The sequence below is a fragment of the Microlunatus endophyticus genome, assembly GCF_014646195.1.
GTDB classification, from domain to species: Bacteria; Actinomycetota; Actinomycetes; order Propionibacteriales; family Propionibacteriaceae; genus Microlunatus; species Microlunatus endophyticus.
This window is the reverse complement of sequence record NZ_BMMZ01000011.1, coordinates 73,072-93,037: the sequence shown is the minus strand read 5'-3', so window position 1 is coordinate 93,037 and position 19,966 is coordinate 73,072. Positions and strand designations below refer to the sequence as shown.

Genomic DNA, 19,966 nt, shown 5'->3' with positions numbered 1-19,966 from the left:
GCTGGTCACTCCCCTCCGGCCGGGCCCGAGCTCTGCAGGTTGCCCACCGCCGCGGCGAACGCGTCACCGCGCTCGGCGTAGTCGATGTACATGTCGCGACTCGCACACGCCGGTGCCAGCAACACCACGTCACCCGGACGGGCCAGCGACGCGGCCGCACCGACGACCCGAGCCATGGCACTAGTTTCCGTGTCCGCGACGCTGATCACGGGGACCTCGGGCGCGTGTCGGGCCAGGGCCTGGCCAATCAGGTCCCGGTCGACACCCAGCAGAACCGCCCCGCGCAGGCGCTCGCGGTTGGCGATCACCAGGTCGTCGAAACTCACCCCCTTGGCCTGGCCACCGGCCACCCACACCACGGAGTCGAAGGCGGCCAGCGACGCCTGGGCGGCGTGCGGATTGGTCGCCTTGGAGTCGTCGACGTAGCGGACGTCGTCGACGATTCCGACAGTCTGGATCCGGTGGCCGCCAACCCTCATCGCGCGCAATCCGTCGCGGACGGCGGTGGGACGGACGCCGAAGGACCGCGCCAGCGCGGCCGCCGCCAGAGCATTGGAGACGTTGTGGGCCGCCGAACCGGCGCCCGACTCGTCCGGGGCGACGTCGGCGATTGTCGCCAGCTCGACGGCCGAGGTCTGGCGCTGCTCGATGAAGGCGCGGTCGACCAGGATGTCCTCGACCAGCCCGACCATCGCGACCTTCGGTACGCCGAGGGTGAAGCCGATCGCCCGCGCGCCCTCGATGACCTCGGCGTCCTCGACCATCCTGCGGGTCGACTCCTCGGCCACGTTGTAGACGCAGGCCTGCTGCACCCGCTCGTAGATCCGGGCCTTGTCGGCCGCGTACTGCTCCAGCGTGCCGTGCCACTCCAGGTGATCGGGATGCAGATTGAGCACCGCCGCGGAATGCAGCGAGACGGTGTGCATCCGGTGCAGCTGCTGTGCCGACAGCTCGACCGCAAGGACGTCGTACGGCTGCGGGTCGAGCACGATCTCCATCAACGGCCGGCCGATGTTGCCGACGGCAGCGGTCCGCAGCCCGGCCGCGGTGAGCATCGAGGCGAGCATCTCGGTGGTGGTGGTCTTACCGTTGGTGCCGGTGATTCCCAGCCAGGGCACCGGCTTGCGCGGGTGCATCAGCCGCCAGGCGAGCTCCGGTTCGCTCCACACCGGGACGCCCCGAGCGGCCGCCTCGATCATCATCGACTGGTGTGGCGGCAGCCCCGTGGTGATCACCAGATCCGCATCGGCGGGCAGCGTGTCGGTGCTCCCGGGGCCGATCCGTACGGTCGCCCCGAGGGTCTCCAGCAGCGTCACCCGCTCCCGGAGCTGGTCACTGGTCCCACTGTCCAGGGCCGTCACCCGGGCACCGAACTCCAGCAGGCCGTCCGCGGCGGCGAAGCCAGCGACACCGATCCCGGCCACCACGACGTGGGCCCGGCTCCAGTCGCTCGACCCGTCGGCGGTCGCCAGCCAATCGATCATGTTCATCCGCTCGTCCCAGCCCTTCGCCCTACTGGTGCCCTTCGCCCTACTGGTGCCCTTCGCCTGCTCGTCAGCCTCACCGCACCAGCCACTCGGCATAGAAGATGCCCAACCCGGCGGCGACACACAAGCCCGCGATGATCCAGAATCTCATCACGATCGTCACTTCTGCCCAGCCCAGCATCTCCAGGTGGTTGTGCAGCGGGGAATTCTTGAACAGCCGCTTCGGGGTTCCGGTCAGTCGCCGGGTCGCCTTGAAATAGCTGGTCTGCAGGATCAGCGAACCGACCTCGATCACCATCAGCCCGCCGAGCAGGATCAGGAGCAGCTCGGTCCGGGAGAAGACCGCGAACGCGGCCAACCCCCCGCCCAGCGACAACGCACCGGTGTCGCCCATGATGATCTTGGCCGGCTTGGCATTCCACCACAGGAAACCGAAGCAGCCACCGGCCAACGCCAGCGCAACCGCAGCCAGGTCGTACGGATCGCGGACCTCGTAGCAGTTCGGTCCCGCCGACAGGACCCGGGCACAGGACTGGTTGTACTGCCAGATGTTGATCAACGCGTAGGCGCCGAAGATCATCGCGCAGGCACCCGCGGCGAGCCCGTCCAGACCGTCGGTCAGGTTGACCCCGTTGCTGGCACCGATGATCACCAACACGATCCAGATCACCGCCACCACCATCGGCAACTCCGGCGGGATGTTGCGCAGGAACGAGATGAACGGCGATGCCGGCGTCAGTCCACGGGAGTCGGGGAACTCCAGGGCAAGGACCGCGAACGCCACCCCGATCAGCGTCTGACCGCCGATCTTGGCCCACGGATGCAGTCCTTTCGAGTGCTGTTGCACGGTCTTGAGGTAGTCATCCAGGAAACCGACGACGGCCAGGCCGTTGATCAGGAAGAGCACCAGCAGTGCCGACAGGCTGGGGACGGTCATGGTGATCAACTGCGCCACCAGGTAGCCGAAGTCGACCGATGCGATGATCACCAGGCCGCCCATGGTGGGCGTTCCGCGCTTGATCTGGTGGGTGTCGGGGGTGCCGTCCCGGAACGGCTGCCCGTAGCCGCGGCGGCTGAACGCACCGACAGCGATCTTGGTGCCGAACAACGACCCGAAGAGGGCAAGGATCCCTGATATCGCGATGGCGATCACGACGGGGCCTCAGTTCCGGGTGCCGGTCCGCGCGTGCTGCCGGCCGCCGGCCAACAGCTGCTCGCCGATGCTCTCCAGGCCGACGTCCCGGGAGGCCTTGATCAACACCAGATCGACTGCGGCCAGCCCCTGCAACAGGGCCAGCGCCTCGGCCTTGTCCGGAACCTGCGCCACCGCAGCAGGATCCATGCCCGCCGCCAGCGCACCGGCAGCGATCGGTTCGGCGCCGGGCCCGACGGTGATCAGCCGGTCGATCCGATGCTCGGCGACGGTCCGGCCCAGGTCGCGATGCAAGGAATCCGAGTCGGCGCCCAGTTCCAGCATCTCCCCCAGCACTGCGGTTGTCGTGGTCGCCGGATCCGTGCTGCGGCGATGATCGCCGATGCTGGACAGGGTGTCCAGGGCAGCTGCCATCGAGACCGGATTGGCGTTGTACGCGTCGTTGATCAGGACACCGCCGGCCGGCAGGTCGTGGAGCTCCATCCGCCAGTGCGACCGGCTCTCCGCGGCACTGAGTGCCTCGGCGATCACCGCGGCCCCTACCCCGACGACGTGGGCCGCGGCTGCCGCTGCGACCGCGTTGGCCACCTGGTGCCGGCCGAGCAGCCGGAGCCGTACCGGATGCCGCTCGTCACCGATCCGGAGGGCGAAGGACCAGCGGTCGAGATCATCACGCACCAGCTCGTCCGCCGACACCTGCGCCGGGGAGCCGACGGAGAAGAAGCTCACCGGAGCTGTCGCGCGCTGGGCCATCGCCCGGACCCGCCTGTCGTCGGAGTTGAGCACCACGGCCGCGGTGGCCGCCTCGGCCAGCTCCCCCTTGGCCTGGGCGATCGCATCCTGGCTGCCGAATTTGCCCAGATGGGCGGCGCCGACGTTGAGCACGACGCCGACATCGGGAGGGGTGATCCCGCACAAGTAGCGGATGTGCCCGATGCCCTTGGCGCCCATCTCGGCGATCAGGAACCTGGTGTCGGCCTGCACCCAGCTGGCGGTGGTGGGCAGCCCGATCTCGTTGTTCATCGAGCCCCGCGGCGCAACGACCGGTGCGACGCGTTCGAGGATCTGGGCCAACAGGTCCTTGGTGGTGCTCTTACCGGCCGAGCCGGTGATGCCGATCACCTGCAGCCCGCCGATCTTGGCGGCGGCGACCACGTGCCGGCCGATCGCTCCCATGGCCGCGACCGGGTCGTCGGTGACCAGGCACGGCCCGCCGGGCACCGGACGGTTGGTGATCGCAGCGACAGCTCCTGCCCGCCAGGCCGCCTGCGCGTAGTCGTGGCCGTCGACCCGTTCACCGGGCAATGCGACGAACAGGCTCCCCGGACGGGCATCGCGGGAGTCGTAGACGAGATCGATCACGGGGGTGTCGAGAAGCGACGCGTCGACGCCGTGGCCGTCGGCCTCGACCCGCGCGCCGATCACCGCTGCGAGCTCGCCGACCGTGTTGTCGATCATGATGCAGTCACCTCCCGGTCCTGCCATCCGGAGACGAGTTGTTCCGCGTCGTCGAAGGCCAGCACGGTTCCGTTGATCTCCTGCCCGTGTTCGTGCCCCTTACCCAGCACGGCGATCACGTCCTGCGGCGCGGCTTCGGCCAGCGCGAGACGGATCGCCCTCGAGCGGTCACGACCGTCGACGATGCGGACCGGCCGGTCCTGTCGGTCGGCCTGCTCCCGAGCGCCCGCCAGCGCGGCAGCCCGGATCCGGTCGGGGTCCTCGGTCCGCGGGTTGTCGTCGGTGATGATCACCAGATCGGACAGCTCGGCGGCGGCGGCTCCCATCGGACCGCGTTTGGCCGGGTCCCGATCACCGCCGCAGCCGACGACAGTGATCAACCTGCCGTCCCGGGTGACCGATCGCAGCTCTGCCAGCACCGAGCGGATCGCCTGGGGAGTGTGCGCGAAGTCGACATAGGCCCGGGGTCCTCCGGCCAGCTCGACGCGCTCCAGCCGTCCGGGGACCGCGACCTCGGACAGCCCGGCGGACGCCTGCCGGAGATCGATGCCGATCCGGTCCAGCATCGCCAGTGCGGTGAGCGCATTGGCGACGTTGTACGACCCGGGCAGCCCGAGGCCGAACTCCAGCTCCCCCGTTGGTGTCAGGATCCTGACCGCGACCGGATCGGACAGCGGGTCGTAGGAAAGACAGGCGTACTGATCAGTGCCCGCACCGGCCATCGGCACCGGCTGCCCCGCAAGGCTGGTCGTGGCCACGTCGAGGCCCGCAGCCGTCGACCGGGTGACCAGTTCGGCGCCGCGGGGATCGTCGATGTTGATCACCACCCGGCGGCTGCGCTCCGCGGTGAACAGCTGCGCCTTGGCCTCGAAGTAGGCCTCGAGAGTGCCGTGGAAGTCCAGGTGATCGCGGCCGAGATTGGTGAAAGCGCCGACGTCGTAGACGATCTCGTCCACGCGACCCAGCGCCAGTGCGTGCGAAGAGGCCTCCATCACGACCGCCTGGGCACCTCGTTCGACCATGATCGCCAGCAGCGCCTGGACGTCGGCCGATTCCGGGGTGGTGACGGTGGTGCGCTGCGCGGGGATCTCGATGCCGTCGACGAAGTAGCCCAGGGTGCCGATCACGCCACAACTCAGACCGGTGGCCCGCAGGCCGGCCGCCAGCAGGTCACAGGTGGTGGTCTTGCCGTTGGTCCCGGTCACTGCAAGCATGATCAACCGGGTGGCCGGCCGGCCGTACACCTCGGCGGCCGCGGTCGCCATCGCCCGCCGCGGGTCGTCGGCCAACAGCACCGGCACGTCGGGGGACGCGGTCAGCAATTCGGCTCCGGCCAGGTCGGTCAGCACGGCCACGGCACCGGCGTCGACCGCCTCGGCGGCGAATCGGGCCCCGTGGGTGCGGTTGCCGGGCAGGCCGATGTAGAGGTCCCCCGGCAGCACCTGCCGGTTGTCGAACGCGACTCCCCGCACCTGGACGCCGGACGCCTCGACGGCTCCGTCGGGCCGGGCCGCGCCGAGCACCTCGACCAGCCGATCCAGCGGATACGGCTGGGTCAGCGCGGGGCGCAGGCCACCGGCCGCGGATCGGTCAGACACGGCCCCGACGCTACCTGCCGGCGCGCCGGGACCAGGAATCGGATCCGGCGACATCACCACGTCAACGGGCGGTTCATCTGGGCGACTTCCCAGGCTTTGCTCTTCTGGTCGGGAACGATGCCGTAACGCGGCAGGGCGTACTGCATGATGTCCTGGTACACGGGGCCGGCGGTGCCGGTACCGGTGTCACCGCGCTTGGGGTTGTTCACCACCACGTAGGTGAGGAGCTTCGGGTTGTTCAGCGGTGCGAAGCCGACGAACGAGGTCACGTACCCCTTGTAACAACCGCAGTCGGGGTCGTAGCGCTGGGCGGTACCGGTCTTGCCGCCGCTGCGGTAGTGGTCGAGCATCAGGTTCTTCTGGCTCGCCTCGGTGTTGGTGACGACGGCCTCCATCATGTCGCGGATCTCCGACGAGGTCTTGGCCGAGACCACCCGGCGGGGCGCCGGATCGTTGACCGGGACCGGCGTGCCGTCGGCGGTGCTGGCCGATTTGATCACCGTCGGGGTGTGGTACACGCCGCCGTCGACGATCGCCGAGATCGCGGCCGCCTCCTGGACGGTTGTGACCGACAGGCCCTGGCCGAAGGCGATCTGGTCGCGGGTGTAGTCCTTCATGTCAGCCGGCGGCAGTGTGCCAGTCGACTCTCCCGGCAGGCCGACACCGGTCGTCTGCCCCAGTCCGAAACTGGTCAGGTACTGGTGCAGCGTCGACTTGTCCATCTGCCGGGCCAGCATCAGCATGCCGATGTTGGAGGAATTCGCGACGATCCCGCGCATCCGATAGCGGATCGTCCCGTGCGCGACGTCGTCCTTGATCACGCCGTCACCCGACGGGATGGTCCCGGGCACCGTCACCCTGGTCTCGGGATTGGCGTGGCCGCTGTCGATCAGCGCGGCGGACGTGAGGATCTTCTCCACGCTCCCGGGCTCGTAGGCCTGGCTGACCGCCCGGTCGCCGAGGTCGGCCGGCTTGCTCGCACCCGGGTCGCTGGAGTCGTACCCCGGTGTCTGCGCCATGGCCAGGATCTGGCCGTTGGTGACGTCCATGGTGATCGCGGTGACCCAGTCGGCCCCGGTCTTGGCCTGCTGGGAATCGATCCTGCGCTGGACCATCCACTGCAGCTCGGGATCGATGGTGAGCTGGTAGTTGGTGCCGTTCTTGGCCGGAGTGATGGTGCTGTCGCCGAGCGGGATCCTGCTGCCGTTGGGCGCACTCTCGTAGCTCTCCTTGCCCTCGACACCGGCCAGCGACGAATTCAGCGCGTACTCCAGGCCCGCCACTCCCTTGCCCTGGCTGTTGACGAAGCCGACGACATTCGAGGCGACCGTGCCCTGCGGGTAAGTCCGGATCGGATCGTTCTCCTCATAGATCCCGGGCAGGTTCTCGTCGTTCAGCTGGTTGGTGATGTCGGTGTACACATCGGACGGCACCTTCTTGGCCACATAGACGAAATGCGTGTCATGGCGCATCAGGGTTGCGATCGTCTGCTTCTGGTCGATCTTGGTGTGCGAGGCGATCACCTGGGTGATCTTGGTCGCCTGGGCCAGACCGCACAGCGGGCCGACATAGCTCTCGCCGCAGTCCTGGCTGGTCAGCGTCGGATCCGCGGTGATGTCGACCGCCGGTTCGGTCCCGGCGAGCACGGTGCCGTCGCGGCCGGTGATCTCGCCACGCGCCGGCAGCAGGGCCGTACTGGTCGTCAGGTCGGCGGTGGCGATCGCACCGTAGGCAGCCGAATCGAATCCCTGCAGCTGCAGCAGTCGCCCGGCGCACAGCGAGATCGCGATCGCCATCGCGATCCCGATGATCCGGACCCGGCGGGTCCCCGAGCCCAACGGCACGACCAGTGCCTTGCGCGCCTTCTTGATCTTCGGCTTCTTGATCCCGGGCTTCTCGGTCCCGGCCTTGTTGATCTTGGGTTTGTTGATCTTGGGTTTGTTGATCTTGGCCGTGCCGCCCTTCGACCCGCCGGACTTGAGAACGGTGGACCTGGGCTTGCCCTCCGAAGCCGTCCGGACGGTCCGGGTGGTACGACCTCGCGACGCCGAGCTGGTGCGTCGTTCCCCAGCCGGTACGCGACCGGTCGCGCCCGCAGGTTTGGAGGAGTCGCGCCGGGAAGGATCGCGCTTGGAAGGATGTTGCCGCCGCTCGCCCATGGATCAGCCCCGCCCGCCTTGGTCCTGCTTGGTGTTGGTCTGCTTCTGGTCCGACGTCTTCGGGTCGTCGGCCTCCTTGCGCGCCTCGGCAGCCTGCCGCTTGGCCTCCTCGGCCTGCACCTTGGCCTGCTTGGCCTTGCGCTCGGCGTTGATCTGCTCGGGCGTCTTGATGATCATCGGCACCTCGTGCCCGGTCACCGTCTTGGCCTTGCCGACCACCTTGCCCGAACCCAGCTCGATGAATCCGGGATTGGGATCGGGGCGCATGCCCAACTTGAAGGCCCGCGCGGCCAGGTTGTCCGACGAGCGCAGCTCCGACACCTGGGTACGCAGCGACGCCTCCTGGTAGGTGAGCTGGTTGGCCTTCTGGCTCAGCGATCGGGCCTGGAATGCCTGGCCCTGCAGGCTGGTGTTGAGTGCCAGCAGTCCGGCCATGCCGACCCCGAGGACCACGATCAGCGCGAGCACGAACGGCACCCGCCCCAGGCGGGCCGTCCCCGCACCACCCTCGATCACCCGTGGCCTGGCCCGACGATCTTGATCCGATCCGCGATCAGCCGGATAGCTGGTCGACGCGTCGGCCCACAATGCGCTCATCGGGTCGCCTCCTGCATCGTCGCCTGCTGTATCGTCGTGTTTGTCCTCATGCCGCCTGCCTCGCTTCCGCGATCCGCTCCGCCGCCCGCAGCCGTGCCGACCGGGCTCTGGGGTTGGTCGCCGATTCCGCCTCGGTCGGCCGGTGCGCGCCGCGAGTCAGCAACCGCAGCTCCGGGCCGAGCTCCGGGGGCACCACCGGCAGTCCGCGCGGTGCCCGATCCGTGCTGGCCAGCCGAAGCACCTGCTTGACCAGCCGGTCCTCCAGCGAGTGGTAGGCCAGTACGGCGATCCGGCCGCCGATCTCCAAGGCGGCCACGGCCTCGGGAAGCACACCCTCAAGGGCCTCCAGCTCGTGGTTGACCTCGATCCGCAGCGCCTGGAAGGTCCGCTTGGCCGGATGCCCGCCGGTCCGCTGGGCGGCCATCGGCACGGCCGACGCGATGATTCGGACCAGTCGCGCAGAGTCGGTGATCGGCTCACGCTCGCGCTCCCGGCCGATGGCGCCGGCGATGCGGTCGGCGAACCGTTCCTCGCCGTAGATCCGCAGGATCCGGGACAGGTCGCGGACCGGATAGCTGTTGACGACCTCGGCGGCGGTGAGCGCCTCGGTCTGGTCCATCCGCATGTCCAGCGGTGCGTCGGTCGCATAGGCGAAGCCGCGCTCGGTGCGGTCTATCTGCAGCGACGACAGCCCGAGATCCAGCAGGATCGCCTGGACCTTGGCGATCCCCCGCTCGGCCAGGACGTCGGGGAGTTCGTCGTAGACGGCGTGTACCAGGTCGATCCGATCGGCGTACGCCGCCAGCCGCTGACCCGCGATGGCCAGCGCATCGGTGTCGCGGTCCAGCCCGATCAGCCGGGCCTGCGGGCAGACCTCCAACAGAGCGGCGGCGTGGCCACCGAGGCCAAGGGTGCAATCGACCAGGATCGGTGCTGAACCCGGCAGGGTCAAGGCGGGCATCAGCAGCTCGGTGATCTCGGTCAACATGACCGGCACGTGCTGCTCAGCCATCGATCTCGACCCTCCCCGTCCTGCTTGGCTGTCCGCTGCCGGGACTCATGCCTTCGGGTTTCAGCCCGGGGTCTGCGGGAAGTCCTACCTGGCGCCGGGGAAGTTGCGCCAGGGAGTCAGACCCTCGGACTGAAGCCTGAGGACACGAGTCCCATCTCTTCTGTGGTCGACCACTGCTCCGGTCGACCGGGGCCGGTCATGCGATCGCGGTCACATGCCCGGGAAAACCTCTTCGTTCATTTCGGCGAAGGACGACTCCTGCTGGGCCGAGTACTCCTCCCAGGCCGCGGTGTCCCACACCTCGACCCGATTGATCGCACCGACGACCACGACATTGGTCTCCAGCCCCGCGTAGCCACGCAACTGCTGCGGGATGGTGATCCGCCCTTGCTTGTCCGGCGTCTCGTCGGATGCGCCGGCTGCGAGCATCCGCTGGAAGTCCCGGACCTGCTTCACGCTGGTCGGCGCTGCAGAGATCGACTTCGTCATCTCCACGAACGTCGCCATCGGATAGATGGCAAGACACCGGTCCTGGGCCCGCGTGATGACCAATCCGTCCGCCAACTTCTCGCGGAACTTGGCGGGAAGGATCAGCCGGCCCTTCTCGTCGAGCTTCGGGGTGTGCGTACCGAGGAACACGGTTCACACCTCCCAGCTCCACCATCAGCCCGATCTCCTCCATTTCGCGCCACTGTACTCCATTTCGCTCCACTAGGACCACCTCTCGCCCCATTTCGGCTGAGTTCTGGCCCCAGCGTCGGCCGGATCGCTGAGTCGGCGGCAGTGGCGGCGCAGGAGATTCGGCCCGTTCGTCACGGACCTGTCCGGTTGTTGGCGGAGGCGCTTAGCATGTAGCGAGCAGGCGTCGATCCGGATCCGTACGCTCAGGTTCCCGCCAGCAGGCGGGTGCGCTCGCCATCAGGGATGCCGTCTGCAGGGAAAGGACATCCGGTGAGTTTGAGGTTCGACGACACATCCGTCGGCGTCGCCCCGGCGGCAGACGCCGCCCGAGCAGGTGCCGAGCCGCAGTCGTACGAACTGTCCGATGTCGTCGCCGTGATGTCGCGGGTCCGCTCGGCGATCGAGCAGGTGATCGAGGGCAAGCGGGAATCGATCGACCTGGCGTTGACGGTGCTGCTGGCAGAGGGCCACCTGCTGGTGGAGGATGTCCCGGGCGTCGGGAAGACGATGCTGGCCAAGGCGCTGGGCCGCTCGATCGACTGCACCGTCCGGCGGGTCCAGTTCACGCCCGACCTGCTGCCGTCCGACATCACCGGCGTCTCGGTCTTCAATGCCGAGAGCCGGGAGTTCGAGTTCAAACCCGGCGGCATCTTCGCCAACATCGTCGTCGGCGACGAGATCAACCGCGCCTCCCCCAAGACCCAGTCGGCGCTGCTGGAATCCATGGAGGAAGGCCAAGTCTCCGTCGACGGCACGACCTATCAGTTGGATACGCCCTTCATGGTGGTCGCCACCCAGAATCCGATCGAGATGGAAGGCACCTACCCGCTCCCGGAAGCCCAGCGGGACCGATTCATGGCCCGGATCGAGATGGGCTACCCCACCCCCGCCTCCGAGCTGGACATGCTGGACGCCCACGGGTCGAGCAATCCGCTCGATGAACTGCAGCCGGTCACCGACGCACAGACCATCCGGGGACTGATCGCCGCCACCTCGCAGACCTACGTCGCCCCCGCGGTCAAGCAGTATCTGGTGTCGGTGGTCAACGCCACCCGGCATTCGCGCGACCTTCGGCTCGGCGCGTCCCCGCGAGCGACCCTGCAACTGCTGCGGGCGGCCAGGGCCAAGGCGACCCTCAGTGGGCGCGACTATGTCAGTCCCGACGACATCGGCGCGTTGGCGGTGCCGGTGCTGGCCCATCGCGTACTCCCGTCGACCGAGGCCCAACTCGCCCGACACGCGACCGAAGACATCATCACCACGGCGGTCCGGACGGTGGCCGTGCCCGACAAACGCCAGGCCTGAGGTGAAGGGCTCCCGGGGGTTCCGACTGCTGACGTTGCGCGGTCGGCTGATGTTCGCACTCGGGATCGTCGTGGTGATCGTGGCGATGTTCGCCGGCCAGCGGGACGTGATGCGACTCGGGATGTTTCTGATCGCACTGCCCGTGGTCGCGGTGATCTTGATCTCGGTTGCCCGGCTGCGGCTGTCCTCACGGCGCTCGATCGTCCCCCACCAGGTCCAGTTGGGCACGCCGATGGTGGGCCGGATCAGGCTGTCCCTGGAGAGCAGGCTGCCGATCGGCGTGGTGCTGCTCGAGGACCAGGTTCCCGGCGAACTGGGTCAGCAGCCGCGCTTCAGCATCGACCGTCCTGGCCTGAGCTGGGAGCGCGAGATCGAGTATCCGCTGCTGGGCCGGGTCCGGGGCCGCTGGCGCTGCGGCCCACTGTCCGTCCGGACCACCGATCCGTTCGGGCTGGTCAGCCGCGATCAGCGGTTCACCGCGACGACCGAAGTGATGGTCACTCCGCAGATCGTGCATCTGACGCCGTTGGCGGCCAGCGGCGGTGCCGGCCGGTCCGGCGAATCGCAGCCCCACCGGATCGGCGTGGTGGGCGCCGACGATGTCCTGATCCGGGAATACCGCCCCGGTGACGACGTACGCCGGGTGCACTGGCGTTCGACCGCCCGGCGCGGCGATCTGATGGTGCGCCGGGAGGAACAGGCCTGGGACCCGGCTGCCCGGATCCTGCTCGACTCGCGGGCTGCGGCGCACGCCGGAGCGGGCGTTTTCAACTCATTGGAATGGGCGGTGTCGGCCGTCGCATCGATGGGGTTGCGCTTCATCGAGGACGGCTACCGGACCAGTGTCTTCGAGGCCGACGGTTCCCTGGAGATCGACTCGCTCAGCGGGACGAATCGGCAGGCTTCGAGCGACCTGCTGATCTCCCGGCTGACCGATCTGCGGTCACGGCGCACCTACAGCCTGCGGTACGCGCTGGAGTCGCTGGGCGCCGAGCAGGGCGGGGAACTGGTGATCGCCGTCGTCGGCCGGCTGACCGCCGACGATGCCCACGGACTGCTGCGGGCCAAACACTCCCGGGCCACCGGACTGGCCATGCTCATCGACGTCGACTCCTTCGCGCCCGCCGGACATGCCCAGGACCCGGATCCGACGAACGCCGGGGCAGGACGGGCTCGGGATGATGTCGACGCCACCGTACGGCTGCTGCGCGGTGACGGCTGGCGGGTCGTGGTCGTGACCCGCGGTATGTCGGTGGCCGACGCTTGGGCCGCCTTCGGCACGCTCGGCGGCCGGCGATCCGGGACGATGCCGATCCCGGCCGCAGCCGGCGCGGTTGCCGGCGGGACGGTTGCCGGCGAGGCGGCGTCCTGATGCGGACCTCCGACCGGTACGCGATCGCCATCACAGTTGCCTGCATCCTGGCCAGCTTCACGCTCTCGCCGCTGACCCAGGACCCGTCCTACCTCGGTCCGAGCTGGCTGTTGATCATCGCGATCAACCTGCTCGGGACCCTGGTGCGGCGCACCCGGCTCGGGTCCGGAGGCGCCCTGGCCGCGCAGCTGCTGGCCCTGCTGCTGTGGCTGTTCGTGCTGGCCGGCCAACTGACCGCCTCGGTCCCGGGCGTCGACGACGCCGGATTCCTCGATCAGCTCAGTTACCTGCTCAACGAGGCAGGACAGCACGTCCGCAACGACGCGGCGCCGATGCCGCCGGACAACGGCGTACGACTGGTCTTCATCGGCTCGCTCGGCCTGATCACGATCCTTGCCGATGTGCTGGTGGTCAGTCTGCGCAAACCGGTGCTCGGCCTGGCGCCGACGGCAACCGTCTTCCTGGTGCCGGCGATCGGGCTCAGTTCCGACACCGGGTGGTGGCCGTTCCTGTGCATCGCCGTCGGCTACCTCGCAATCCTGATCGCCGGCGGCCTCAACACCCGGGCTCGATGGACCCGCGGCCTCAGTCGCGACTCCGGTGCCGACTCGATGGCCGGGGAGGCCGGTGTCGTCGTCTGGCGCGCCGCCGCCTACGTCGCCGCGCCGGCCCTGGCACTGGCACTGATCGTGACCGCGGCGGTACCGACGCTGGCATTGGGTAGCTGGGGTTTCGGTGACACTCCGGGAACCGGCGGTCCGTTACGGCTCTCGGATCCGACCCTCGACCTCAAGCGCAACCTCACCCTTCCTCGGGACAAGGTGGTACTCACCTACACCACCAACAAGCCGACCGGCACCTATCTGCGGATGGCCTCGCTGCCCGCCTTCAGTGCGGCCGGCTGGCAGAACGCGCCAACCTCCATCGATCAGGGCAACCATCTTCCGCAGGCACCGGGGCTGACCGAGCCGACCGGCAAGGAACGCAAGACCAAGATCACGATCAAGGACTTCGACAGTGAGTATCTGCCGCTGCCCTTCGCCCCGGTCAGTTTCGATGCCAACGGGAGTTGGGGATATGACCCGCAGTCGTTGGTGGTGATCTCTTCCGATCGCAGCGGCAACCGGGACGACGCGACCCAGGGGCTGCAATATACGGTCACCAGCCGTGACGTCAATCCGGACGCCGAGGGGCTGAACGACAGCCTGGCAGGCAATCCGGAGGACTCCGATCTGACGACCGCGCTGCCCAGCGATCTACCCAAGAACATCATCAACCTGGCGCTGCGGATCACCCGGGACGAGCCGACTCCGGCAGGCAAGGCCGCCGCGATCCAGTCCTATCTGCGCGACCCGGACAACTTCACCTACAGCACCAAGCCACGACCCGGCAGCGGCTACCAGGCGCTGGAGAACTTCCTCTTCAAGGACAAACACGGCTACTGCGAGCAGTTCGCGGCGTCAATGGCGGTGATGGCGCGTGCGGTCGGCATTCCGAGCCGGGTCGCGGTCGGCTTCCTGCCCGGCACCAAGCACGGCGACGTCTGGACGGTGACCGCGCGGGAATCGCACGCCTGGCCGGAGCTCTACTTCAGCGGCTACGGCTGGGTACGCTACGAGCCAACGCCGTCCGGGGTGACCGGATCGGCTCCCAGCTGGTCGGTACCCCAGTCCCAGACGCCGGACGACCCGTCGACGTCCAACCCCGAGCCGCAGCAGCCGGCGATCACCGTGCGGCCGACGGTCCAGCCGCGACATGACCAGGCACAGGACCACACCGCCGGCACCGTGACGGATCAGGGTACCAACTGGGGCGCGGTCGCCGGCGTGGGCGGCGGGTTAGTGCTGTTGCTCGCGCTCCTCGCCACCCCGGGCACAATCCGCAGCGCACGTCGTCGAACTCGGCTCGGCGGATCGTTCGCAGATCCAGCCGACCGGGTGGAGGCCGGCTGGGCCGAAGTGCGCGACACGTTCGTCGACCTCGGCCGCCGCTGGCCGGCCGGTTCGCCTCGGTCGATCGCTGAGTCGGCCGGTCGGCACGCCGACCAGCCGACGCGACAAGCCCTGGCCGAGCTGGCGGTCCTCGTCGAACGCGGCCGCTATGCGCGCGACTTCGGCGATGTGGCCGGCGCGGCCGGTGTCGCAGAACTCGTCAAGACCATCCGCGGCGGGATGCTGGCCGACCGCTCATCACGATCGAGGATGGCAATGCGAATCTTCCCGAACTCGGTCTTCCGGCGGGCGAGATGAGTCGCCTGGCGAGATGAGCCGTCGCGCAAGGTGAGCCCCCCCGGGCGGGACGGGTCCGTGACGGAGGCGAAGTCCTTCAGATCCCCTCGTCGCGACGCTTGCGCCAACGCTCTTCGATGCGATCCATGAAACCGTGGCTGCCGGGCATGGACGGGTGGGTCTTGGGCCGCTCCTGGCCGCTGGTCTCCGGCGGTGCGTCGTTGACGTGCTGCCAGGAGTAGATCGCGGTCACCGCGGCGGTGAGCATCACGACGAATCCGAGCACGCTGAGTACGGGGTTGACCGACATGCCGATGATCAGGAGCGCCAGCCCTGCGAAGAAGCCCACACCAGCGATACCGGCGCGTCTGCGATGCACGCGACGACTGCCTTTGCCGCTGAGAGCGTGAGACAGCTTGGGGTCCTCAGCTGTCAGAGCGGCCTCCATCTGCCGGAGCATCCGCTCTTCATCTTCTGAGAGGGCCATGGGCCACCTCCCACCGTTTCTTGTCCGCCTCATCCACGTGCGCCGTGAATGTTCATAGTCTAGGCGTCCAGGGGGTTGCGGGAAACATCAACCGATAATCCCCGCATCGAACCCTGGACAACAAGGACCTGCGCTGACCATAGGGTGCGATCCCAACCCAGGGCAAGAGCTTCGGCCTTCCGTTACCCGTGCCGGGGTGCGCGAACGCGGGTCGCGGCTCGATCAGTGCCGGGCGGATCGATGCCGGCAGCAGTCCCGAGCGGCCGCCGCAGCAGCGCCAGTCGCTGCACCGAGGCTCTGCCGAACTTCTCCGAAGCCGCATCGATCGCGAACTCCAACTCGCGCCAACCCTGTTCCGGGTCGGTGAGCCGCGGCTGCCGGTAGGTGCTATCGGAGAGCACCATCTGTTCGCCGCGGACGCCGACCCGCCGGATCTTGCGACGCCGCTTCGCCAGCGGGGCGAAGAGCCGTACGGCCACCTCATGCAACTCACCGGCGACATCCGACGGGGTCGGCAGCACCGCCGACCGATTGATCGTGGAGAAGTCGGAGTATCGGATGCTGATACTGACCGTCCTGGCCAAGTTCCCCGAGGCCCGCAGCCGCCGCGCCACCCGGTCCGACATCCGCAGCAGTTCGCGGCCGATGATCACCGGATCCCAGGTGTCGACGCCGAAGGTCTCCGAGGCTCCGGTGCTGTGCTCCCGCGCACCCAGGGTGACGCGCCGGGAGTCGCGGCCCCAGGCGAGATCGGCCAGCTGGGCGCCCGACCTGGGTCCGAAGGTGTGCTGCAGCACGCCGCGCGGCATCCGCGCCAGGTCAGCGACGGTGAAGACGCCCAGACTGTGCAACGCCTCGGCCGTCGATCGCCCGATCCCCCACAGCTCCTCGACCCGCAGCGGATGCAGGAAGTCCGCGACCCCCGCAGGCGTCACCTCGACCAGGCCGTCGGGTTTGGCCTGCCGGGACGCGACCTTGGCCACGAACCGGGTCGGACCGATCCCCACCGAGCAGGTGATCTGTTGTTCGTCGGCGACCGTCGCCCGGATGTATTCGCCGATCTCCCGAGGAGTCCCCATCCGGCGGGTGCTGCCGGTGACGTCCAGGAACGCCTCCTCGATCGACCCGCGCTCGACCCGGTCGGTGACACTGTCGAAGATCGCGAAGACCCCGGCCGAGACGGTGCTGAAACTGTCGTAGTCGGGTGGCACGGTCACCAGCCCCGGCACCATCCGGCGGGCCGCCGTCGCCGACATCCCCGACGAGATGCCGAGGCTGCGGGCCGGGTAGTTGGCGGCCAGGACGACGCTGCGGTGGGCACCGCCCACGATCACCGGTGCGTCCCACAGCTCGGGACGGTGCCGCAGCGCGACCGAGGCGAAAAACGCGTCCATGTCGACATGCAAGATCGCGCTCATATGCCGTCCACTCCCTGACTGCTGCCGCCGGCCGGGCGGTCGCAATAGCGATTTCTTGGGGGACGACCCCCAAACCCCCCGACCAGTCGGGTCCGTGGATCGGCTTGCGATGTGCCCGCTCCGCGGGCTCCGCGGACACGCCCGTCGGTCGCTTCTGGCACCCGCGCCGCTAGGCAACCACGCGCTCCGCGACCACGTGGGCCCAGGAGGCTATGGCGCGGAAGGCGGGATCGGTGCTCAGGCGCGACTCCAATTCGTACAGCTGGTCGGCCAGGCCGGTCTCGGATTCGATCATCGCCGGCGGGACGTGCTGGGACAACACACCGATGCCCTCGACCTCGCCGACCTCGAAGCCGGCAGCGGTGATCATCTCCACCAGCTCGTCGAGGTCGAATCGGGACGGGTCGTCGATCGCCTGCAGCGCGGACCCGATGTGACCCTGCAAGGCCTGGGAGATCACCGCCGCGCGGCGCTGCGGAACCACGACGCTCAGCACCCCACCCGGCCGGACGGTGGTCGCCATCGCAGCCAGCGCGGTCGCTGGATCGTCGATCACCTCCAGGGTCCGGTGGCAGACCATCACATCCGTCGAGTCGGCACCGAGCAACTCGACCAGGTTGCCGGCATCGCCCTGGATGCCGCGGAGCCGATCCACCAGACCCCGTTCGGCCGTACGACGCTGCAGCGAGGCCAGCGCGTCCAGGCTGGGATCGACGACCGTCACCCGATGACCGGCTTCGGCCAGGCTCATCGCCAGGGTGCCGGTGCCGCCGCCCAGATCGGTCACCGTGTAGTCGGCGAGTCCGCGCTCGCCCTGCCAACGTGCCAGTTGGGCAGAGAGCCGGTCGACGAGCAGGGCTTCGGCGACCGACCGATGGCGGGAATGCCGCCTCTCGCTCATCGTTGACCTCCTCTGCGGCGACCTGCACCGCGAACGAACCGGATGGCGGGCTGACAGTCGCACCACCAGTGGGTGCGACATCTGGATGGGACGATCTTCTCAAGTCCTCGCCTCCGCCGCGATCGCGGTCCGATGTCGGGAAGCTCCGGCCGGAACGGGGGTCGAGTTCCGTCCGGCCGGAGCGGCCCTGATGCGCGCGTGCCGCGAACACGGCGCTGTCGGGGCATCCGACGCGATCCCTTCCCCAAGGTCTTCGAATCGAACGCCCGTTCGACATACCCGGAAGCGTACAACCCGGGTCCGACAATTTCCATCAGCCGATTCCATCAGCCCGATCCGACAGCCAGATCCGACAGCCAGATCCGGCGGACTGATCCGGCGCTGAGGCTGAATGGATCGAAGTCGGACCTGTCGGCGACCTGATGCACTCTTGACCAGTACGGTCGGGGGATGCCGGTAACCGAAAGGCGGGGGTTTTGATGGGGTTGCGTTCGTGGTTCCGGTCCTGGTTGGGCCGACGCCTGCTCGCCCGCAGTGGTGGCCAGCTCGATCTCTCCCGACTCAGCAGCGTCCCGGAACCGTTCCGGGTGCCCTTCCTGCGCGACGGACTGGACCCCGTTCCCGGCCTGGCAGAGCGCCGCGACGCCGAGCCCGTCACGCGGTTGGGCAAGCTGCTCGGACTGAACATCTGGATGGTCTCCGGATACCCCGAGGCCAAACAGGTGCTGGGCGACCGGGACGGCTACAGCAACGACATCCGCCCCTACGTCGGCAACCGCGACACCTCCGACGCCCATGACATCGGCGGCCTGGGCTTCACCGATCCGCCCGACCACACCCGGCTGCGGCGGATCCTCACCCCGGAGTTCACCCGCCGCCGGCTGCTCCGGCTGGAACCGCTGATCGCCGACACCATCGAACGGCAGCTGGACGAGCTGGAAGCCAAGGGACCGATCGTCGATCTGGTCAAGGACTTCGCCTTCCCGATCCCGTTCACCGTGATCTGCGACCTGCTCGGCCTGCCGATCGAGGAGCGGGAGGCCTTCCTCGAGCTCGGCCCGGCCCGCTTCGACGTCAGCTCGGGCGGGATGGGCGCCCTCGGCGCCGGGACCGCCTCACGGACCTTCATCATCGAAGCCGTACGCCGCCAGCGCGAGAATCCGGGCGAGGGCCTGATCGGCCAGATCATCAAGGACAACCGCGAGGACGTCACCGATCTCGAACTCGCCGGACTGGCCGACGGCGTCTTCACCGGCGGCTACGAGACCTCGGTGAGCATGCTCGCCCTCGGGTCGCTGGTGCTGATGCGCAGTCCCGAGGCCGTGCAGATGCTGGTCGAGGATCCGGACAGCGCCGACCAGATCGTCGAGGAGTTGCTGCGCTACCTGAGCGTGGTGCAGATCGGATTCCCGCGTTTCGCCCGCCGGGACCACCTCCTCGGCGGTAAGCAGATCAAGGCCGGCGACCCGATCCTGGTCTCGCTGAGCGGCGCCGACCGCGATCCCCGGCAGTTCGGCGACCAGCCGGATCGGTTCGATCCGCACCGCAACCCGGGCCAGGCACATTTCGGCTTCGGCTACGGGTTCCATCGCTGCGTCGGCGCGGAGTTGGCCCGGATGGAACTGCGCGCGGTGTTCCCGGCGCTCGCCCGGCGGTTCCCGGAGATGGCGCTCGCGGTGGACGCCGACGCACTGGAATTCCAGCAACTGTCGATCGTCTACGGGGTGAAGTCGTTGCCGGTACGGCTGACCGCCGAACTGCCGGCCCCCGTCTGAGGAGCCGGTCCGATCACTGCGACGCGCTGCGGGCCGCGACGTCGATGTGCCCGAGGTTGCGACCGGGAGCGACCCGGTCGCGCACCAGCCGCTTGAGTTCGGCGATGTCGGGGAATCCACCGTCGACGGCGCGATCCCAGATCACTTCGTCGCCGACCTCGATCGTGAACACGCCACCGGTACCGGTGCGCAGGGTCAGCTCACCGATCTCGCGGGAGAAGGTGGTCAGCAGTTCCTGTGCCATCCAGGACGCCCGCAGCAACCAGCGGCACTGGATGCAGTAGGTGATCACGATTCGTGGTTCGGCCATGCTTCCAGTTTCACACCCGGCCCGG

General features: G+C 68.5%; 16 protein-coding genes. 4 read left to right on the top strand and 12 right to left on the bottom strand.

The features are described 5' to 3' along the window. Positions 1-5: 5 nt before the first annotated feature. The 8 genes from murD to mraZ all read right to left on the bottom strand — a co-directional run bounded on the left by murD (position 6) and on the right by mraZ (position 10,103). On the bottom strand, positions 6-1,484 hold the full coding sequence (gene murD, locus IEY07_RS18845) for a UDP-N-acetylmuramoyl-L-alanine--D-glutamate ligase (protein WP_188897025.1): 1,479 nt from the start codon (positions 1,482-1,484) through the stop codon (positions 6-8). 76 nt (positions 1,485-1,560) lie between these two features. Continuing rightward, positions 1,561-2,640, bottom strand: coding sequence for a phospho-N-acetylmuramoyl-pentapeptide-transferase (gene mraY / locus IEY07_RS18840; RefSeq protein ID WP_188896952.1), 1,080 nt, complete (start codon positions 2,638-2,640; stop codon positions 1,561-1,563). Between the two features lie 9 nt (positions 2,641-2,649). Then, positions 2,650-4,098 (bottom strand): UDP-N-acetylmuramoyl-tripeptide--D-alanyl-D-alanine ligase, encoded by a 1,449-nt coding sequence (locus IEY07_RS18835; RefSeq protein WP_188896951.1) that lies wholly within the window; start codon positions 4,096-4,098, stop codon positions 2,650-2,652. After that, positions 4,095-5,696, bottom strand: a complete 1,602-nt coding sequence (locus tag IEY07_RS18830) for a UDP-N-acetylmuramoyl-L-alanyl-D-glutamate--2,6-diaminopimelate ligase (protein ID WP_229670328.1) — start codon at positions 5,694-5,696, stop codon at positions 4,095-4,097. The genes IEY07_RS18835 and IEY07_RS18830 overlap by 4 nt, the downstream gene beginning before the upstream one ends. 53 nt (positions 5,697-5,749) lie before the next feature. After that, positions 5,750-7,855, bottom strand: coding sequence for a peptidoglycan D,D-transpeptidase FtsI family protein (locus IEY07_RS18825; protein ID WP_188896949.1), 2,106 nt, complete (start codon positions 7,853-7,855; stop codon positions 5,750-5,752). 3 nt (positions 7,856-7,858) lie between these two features. Next, positions 7,859-8,452 carry a cell division protein FtsL gene (gene ftsL, locus IEY07_RS18820; RefSeq protein ID WP_188896948.1) on the bottom strand — a complete coding sequence of 198 codons (594 nt, stop codon included), beginning with the start codon at positions 8,450-8,452 and terminating at the stop codon, positions 7,859-7,861. Positions 8,453-8,498: 46 nt separating this feature from the next. Then, positions 8,499-9,464 (bottom strand): 16S rRNA (cytosine(1402)-N(4))-methyltransferase RsmH, encoded by a 966-nt coding sequence (gene rsmH / locus IEY07_RS18815; RefSeq protein WP_188896947.1) that lies wholly within the window; start codon positions 9,462-9,464, stop codon positions 8,499-8,501. 210 nt (positions 9,465-9,674) lie between these two features. Then, entirely contained in the window at positions 9,675-10,103 is a 429-nt protein-coding gene (gene mraZ, locus IEY07_RS18810; protein WP_188896946.1) for a division/cell wall cluster transcriptional repressor MraZ, read from the bottom strand. 420 nt (positions 10,104-10,523) lie between these two features. Here mraZ and IEY07_RS18805 point away from each other — a divergent pair, with 420 nt between their 5' ends. The 3 genes from IEY07_RS18805 to IEY07_RS18795 are packed head-to-tail and all read left to right on the top strand — an operon-like array spanning position 10,524 to position 15,071. After that, positions 10,524-11,450 (top strand): AAA family ATPase, encoded by a 927-nt coding sequence (locus IEY07_RS18805; RefSeq protein WP_229670344.1) that lies wholly within the window; start codon positions 10,524-10,526, stop codon positions 11,448-11,450. Between the two features lies 1 nt (position 11,451). Continuing rightward, on the top strand, positions 11,452-12,822 hold the full coding sequence (locus IEY07_RS18800; RefSeq protein WP_188896944.1) for a DUF58 domain-containing protein: 1,371 nt from the start codon (positions 11,452-11,454) through the stop codon (positions 12,820-12,822). Beyond that, complete coding sequence (locus tag IEY07_RS18795; protein WP_188896943.1) at positions 12,822-15,071, top strand: transglutaminase TgpA family protein; 2,250 nt, start codon at positions 12,822-12,824, stop codon at positions 15,069-15,071. Before IEY07_RS18800 ends, IEY07_RS18795 begins: the two co-directional genes overlap by 1 nt. A 76-nt stretch (positions 15,072-15,147) precedes the next feature. On the opposite strand, the gene IEY07_RS18790 is transcribed toward IEY07_RS18795, so the two are convergent. From IEY07_RS18790 to IEY07_RS18780, 3 genes are all read right to left on the bottom strand, one after another. Continuing rightward, entirely contained in the window at positions 15,148-15,537 is a 390-nt protein-coding gene (locus tag IEY07_RS18790; protein ID WP_188896942.1) for an SCO2097 family morphological protein, read from the bottom strand. A gap of 182 nt (positions 15,538-15,719) precedes the next feature. Further along, positions 15,720-16,955 carry a DNA polymerase IV gene (gene dinB / locus IEY07_RS18785; protein ID WP_188896941.1) on the bottom strand — a complete coding sequence of 412 codons (1,236 nt, stop codon included), beginning with the start codon at positions 16,953-16,955 and terminating at the stop codon, positions 15,720-15,722. Between the two features lie 169 nt (positions 16,956-17,124). Further along, complete coding sequence (locus IEY07_RS18780; RefSeq protein ID WP_188896940.1) at positions 17,125-17,856, bottom strand: class I SAM-dependent methyltransferase; 732 nt, start codon at positions 17,854-17,856, stop codon at positions 17,125-17,127. A gap of 479 nt (positions 17,857-18,335) precedes the next feature. Between IEY07_RS18780 and IEY07_RS18775 the strand changes: the two genes are divergently transcribed. Next, positions 18,336-19,631, top strand: a complete 1,296-nt coding sequence (locus IEY07_RS18775; protein WP_188896939.1) for a cytochrome P450 — start codon at positions 18,336-18,338, stop codon at positions 19,629-19,631. Between the two features lie 13 nt (positions 19,632-19,644). On the opposite strand, the gene IEY07_RS18770 is transcribed toward IEY07_RS18775, so the two are convergent. Continuing rightward, positions 19,645-19,941, bottom strand: coding sequence for an Rdx family protein (locus tag IEY07_RS18770; protein ID WP_188896938.1), 297 nt, complete (start codon positions 19,939-19,941; stop codon positions 19,645-19,647). Between the last annotated feature and the right edge of the window lie 25 nt (positions 19,942-19,966).

Coding starts and splice junctions, on each gene's coding strand:
- murD (WP_188897025.1), bottom strand. CDS start 1,484: ATGATCGATTGGCTGGCGACCGCCGACGGGTCGAGCGACTGGAGCCGG.
- IEY07_RS18835 (WP_188896951.1), bottom strand. CDS start 4,098: ATGATCGACAACACGGTCGGCGAGCTCGCAGCGGTGATCGGCGCGCGG.
- IEY07_RS18825 (WP_188896949.1), bottom strand. CDS start 7,855: ATGGGCGAGCGGCGGCAACATCCTTCCAAGCGCGATCCTTCCCGGCGC.
- ftsL (WP_188896948.1), bottom strand. CDS start 8,452: ATGAGCGCATTGTGGGCCGACGCGTCGACCAGCTATCCGGCTGATCGC.
- rsmH (WP_188896947.1), bottom strand. CDS start 9,464: ATGGCTGAGCAGCACGTGCCGGTCATGTTGACCGAGATCACCGAGCTG.
- IEY07_RS18805 (WP_229670344.1), top strand. CDS start 10,524: ATGTCGCGGGTCCGCTCGGCGATCGAGCAGGTGATCGAGGGCAAGCGG.
- IEY07_RS18795 (WP_188896943.1), top strand. CDS start 12,822: ATGCGGACCTCCGACCGGTACGCGATCGCCATCACAGTTGCCTGCATC.
- IEY07_RS18790 (WP_188896942.1), bottom strand. CDS start 15,537: ATGGCCCTCTCAGAAGATGAAGAGCGGATGCTCCGGCAGATGGAGGCC.
- dinB (WP_188896941.1), bottom strand. CDS start 16,955: ATGAGCGCGATCTTGCATGTCGACATGGACGCGTTTTTCGCCTCGGTC.
- IEY07_RS18780 (WP_188896940.1), bottom strand. CDS start 17,856: ATGAGCGAGAGGCGGCATTCCCGCCATCGGTCGGTCGCCGAAGCCCTG.
- IEY07_RS18775 (WP_188896939.1), top strand. CDS start 18,336: ATGGGGTTGCGTTCGTGGTTCCGGTCCTGGTTGGGCCGACGCCTGCTC.
- IEY07_RS18770 (WP_188896938.1), bottom strand. CDS start 19,941: ATGGCCGAACCACGAATCGTGATCACCTACTGCATCCAGTGCCGCTGG.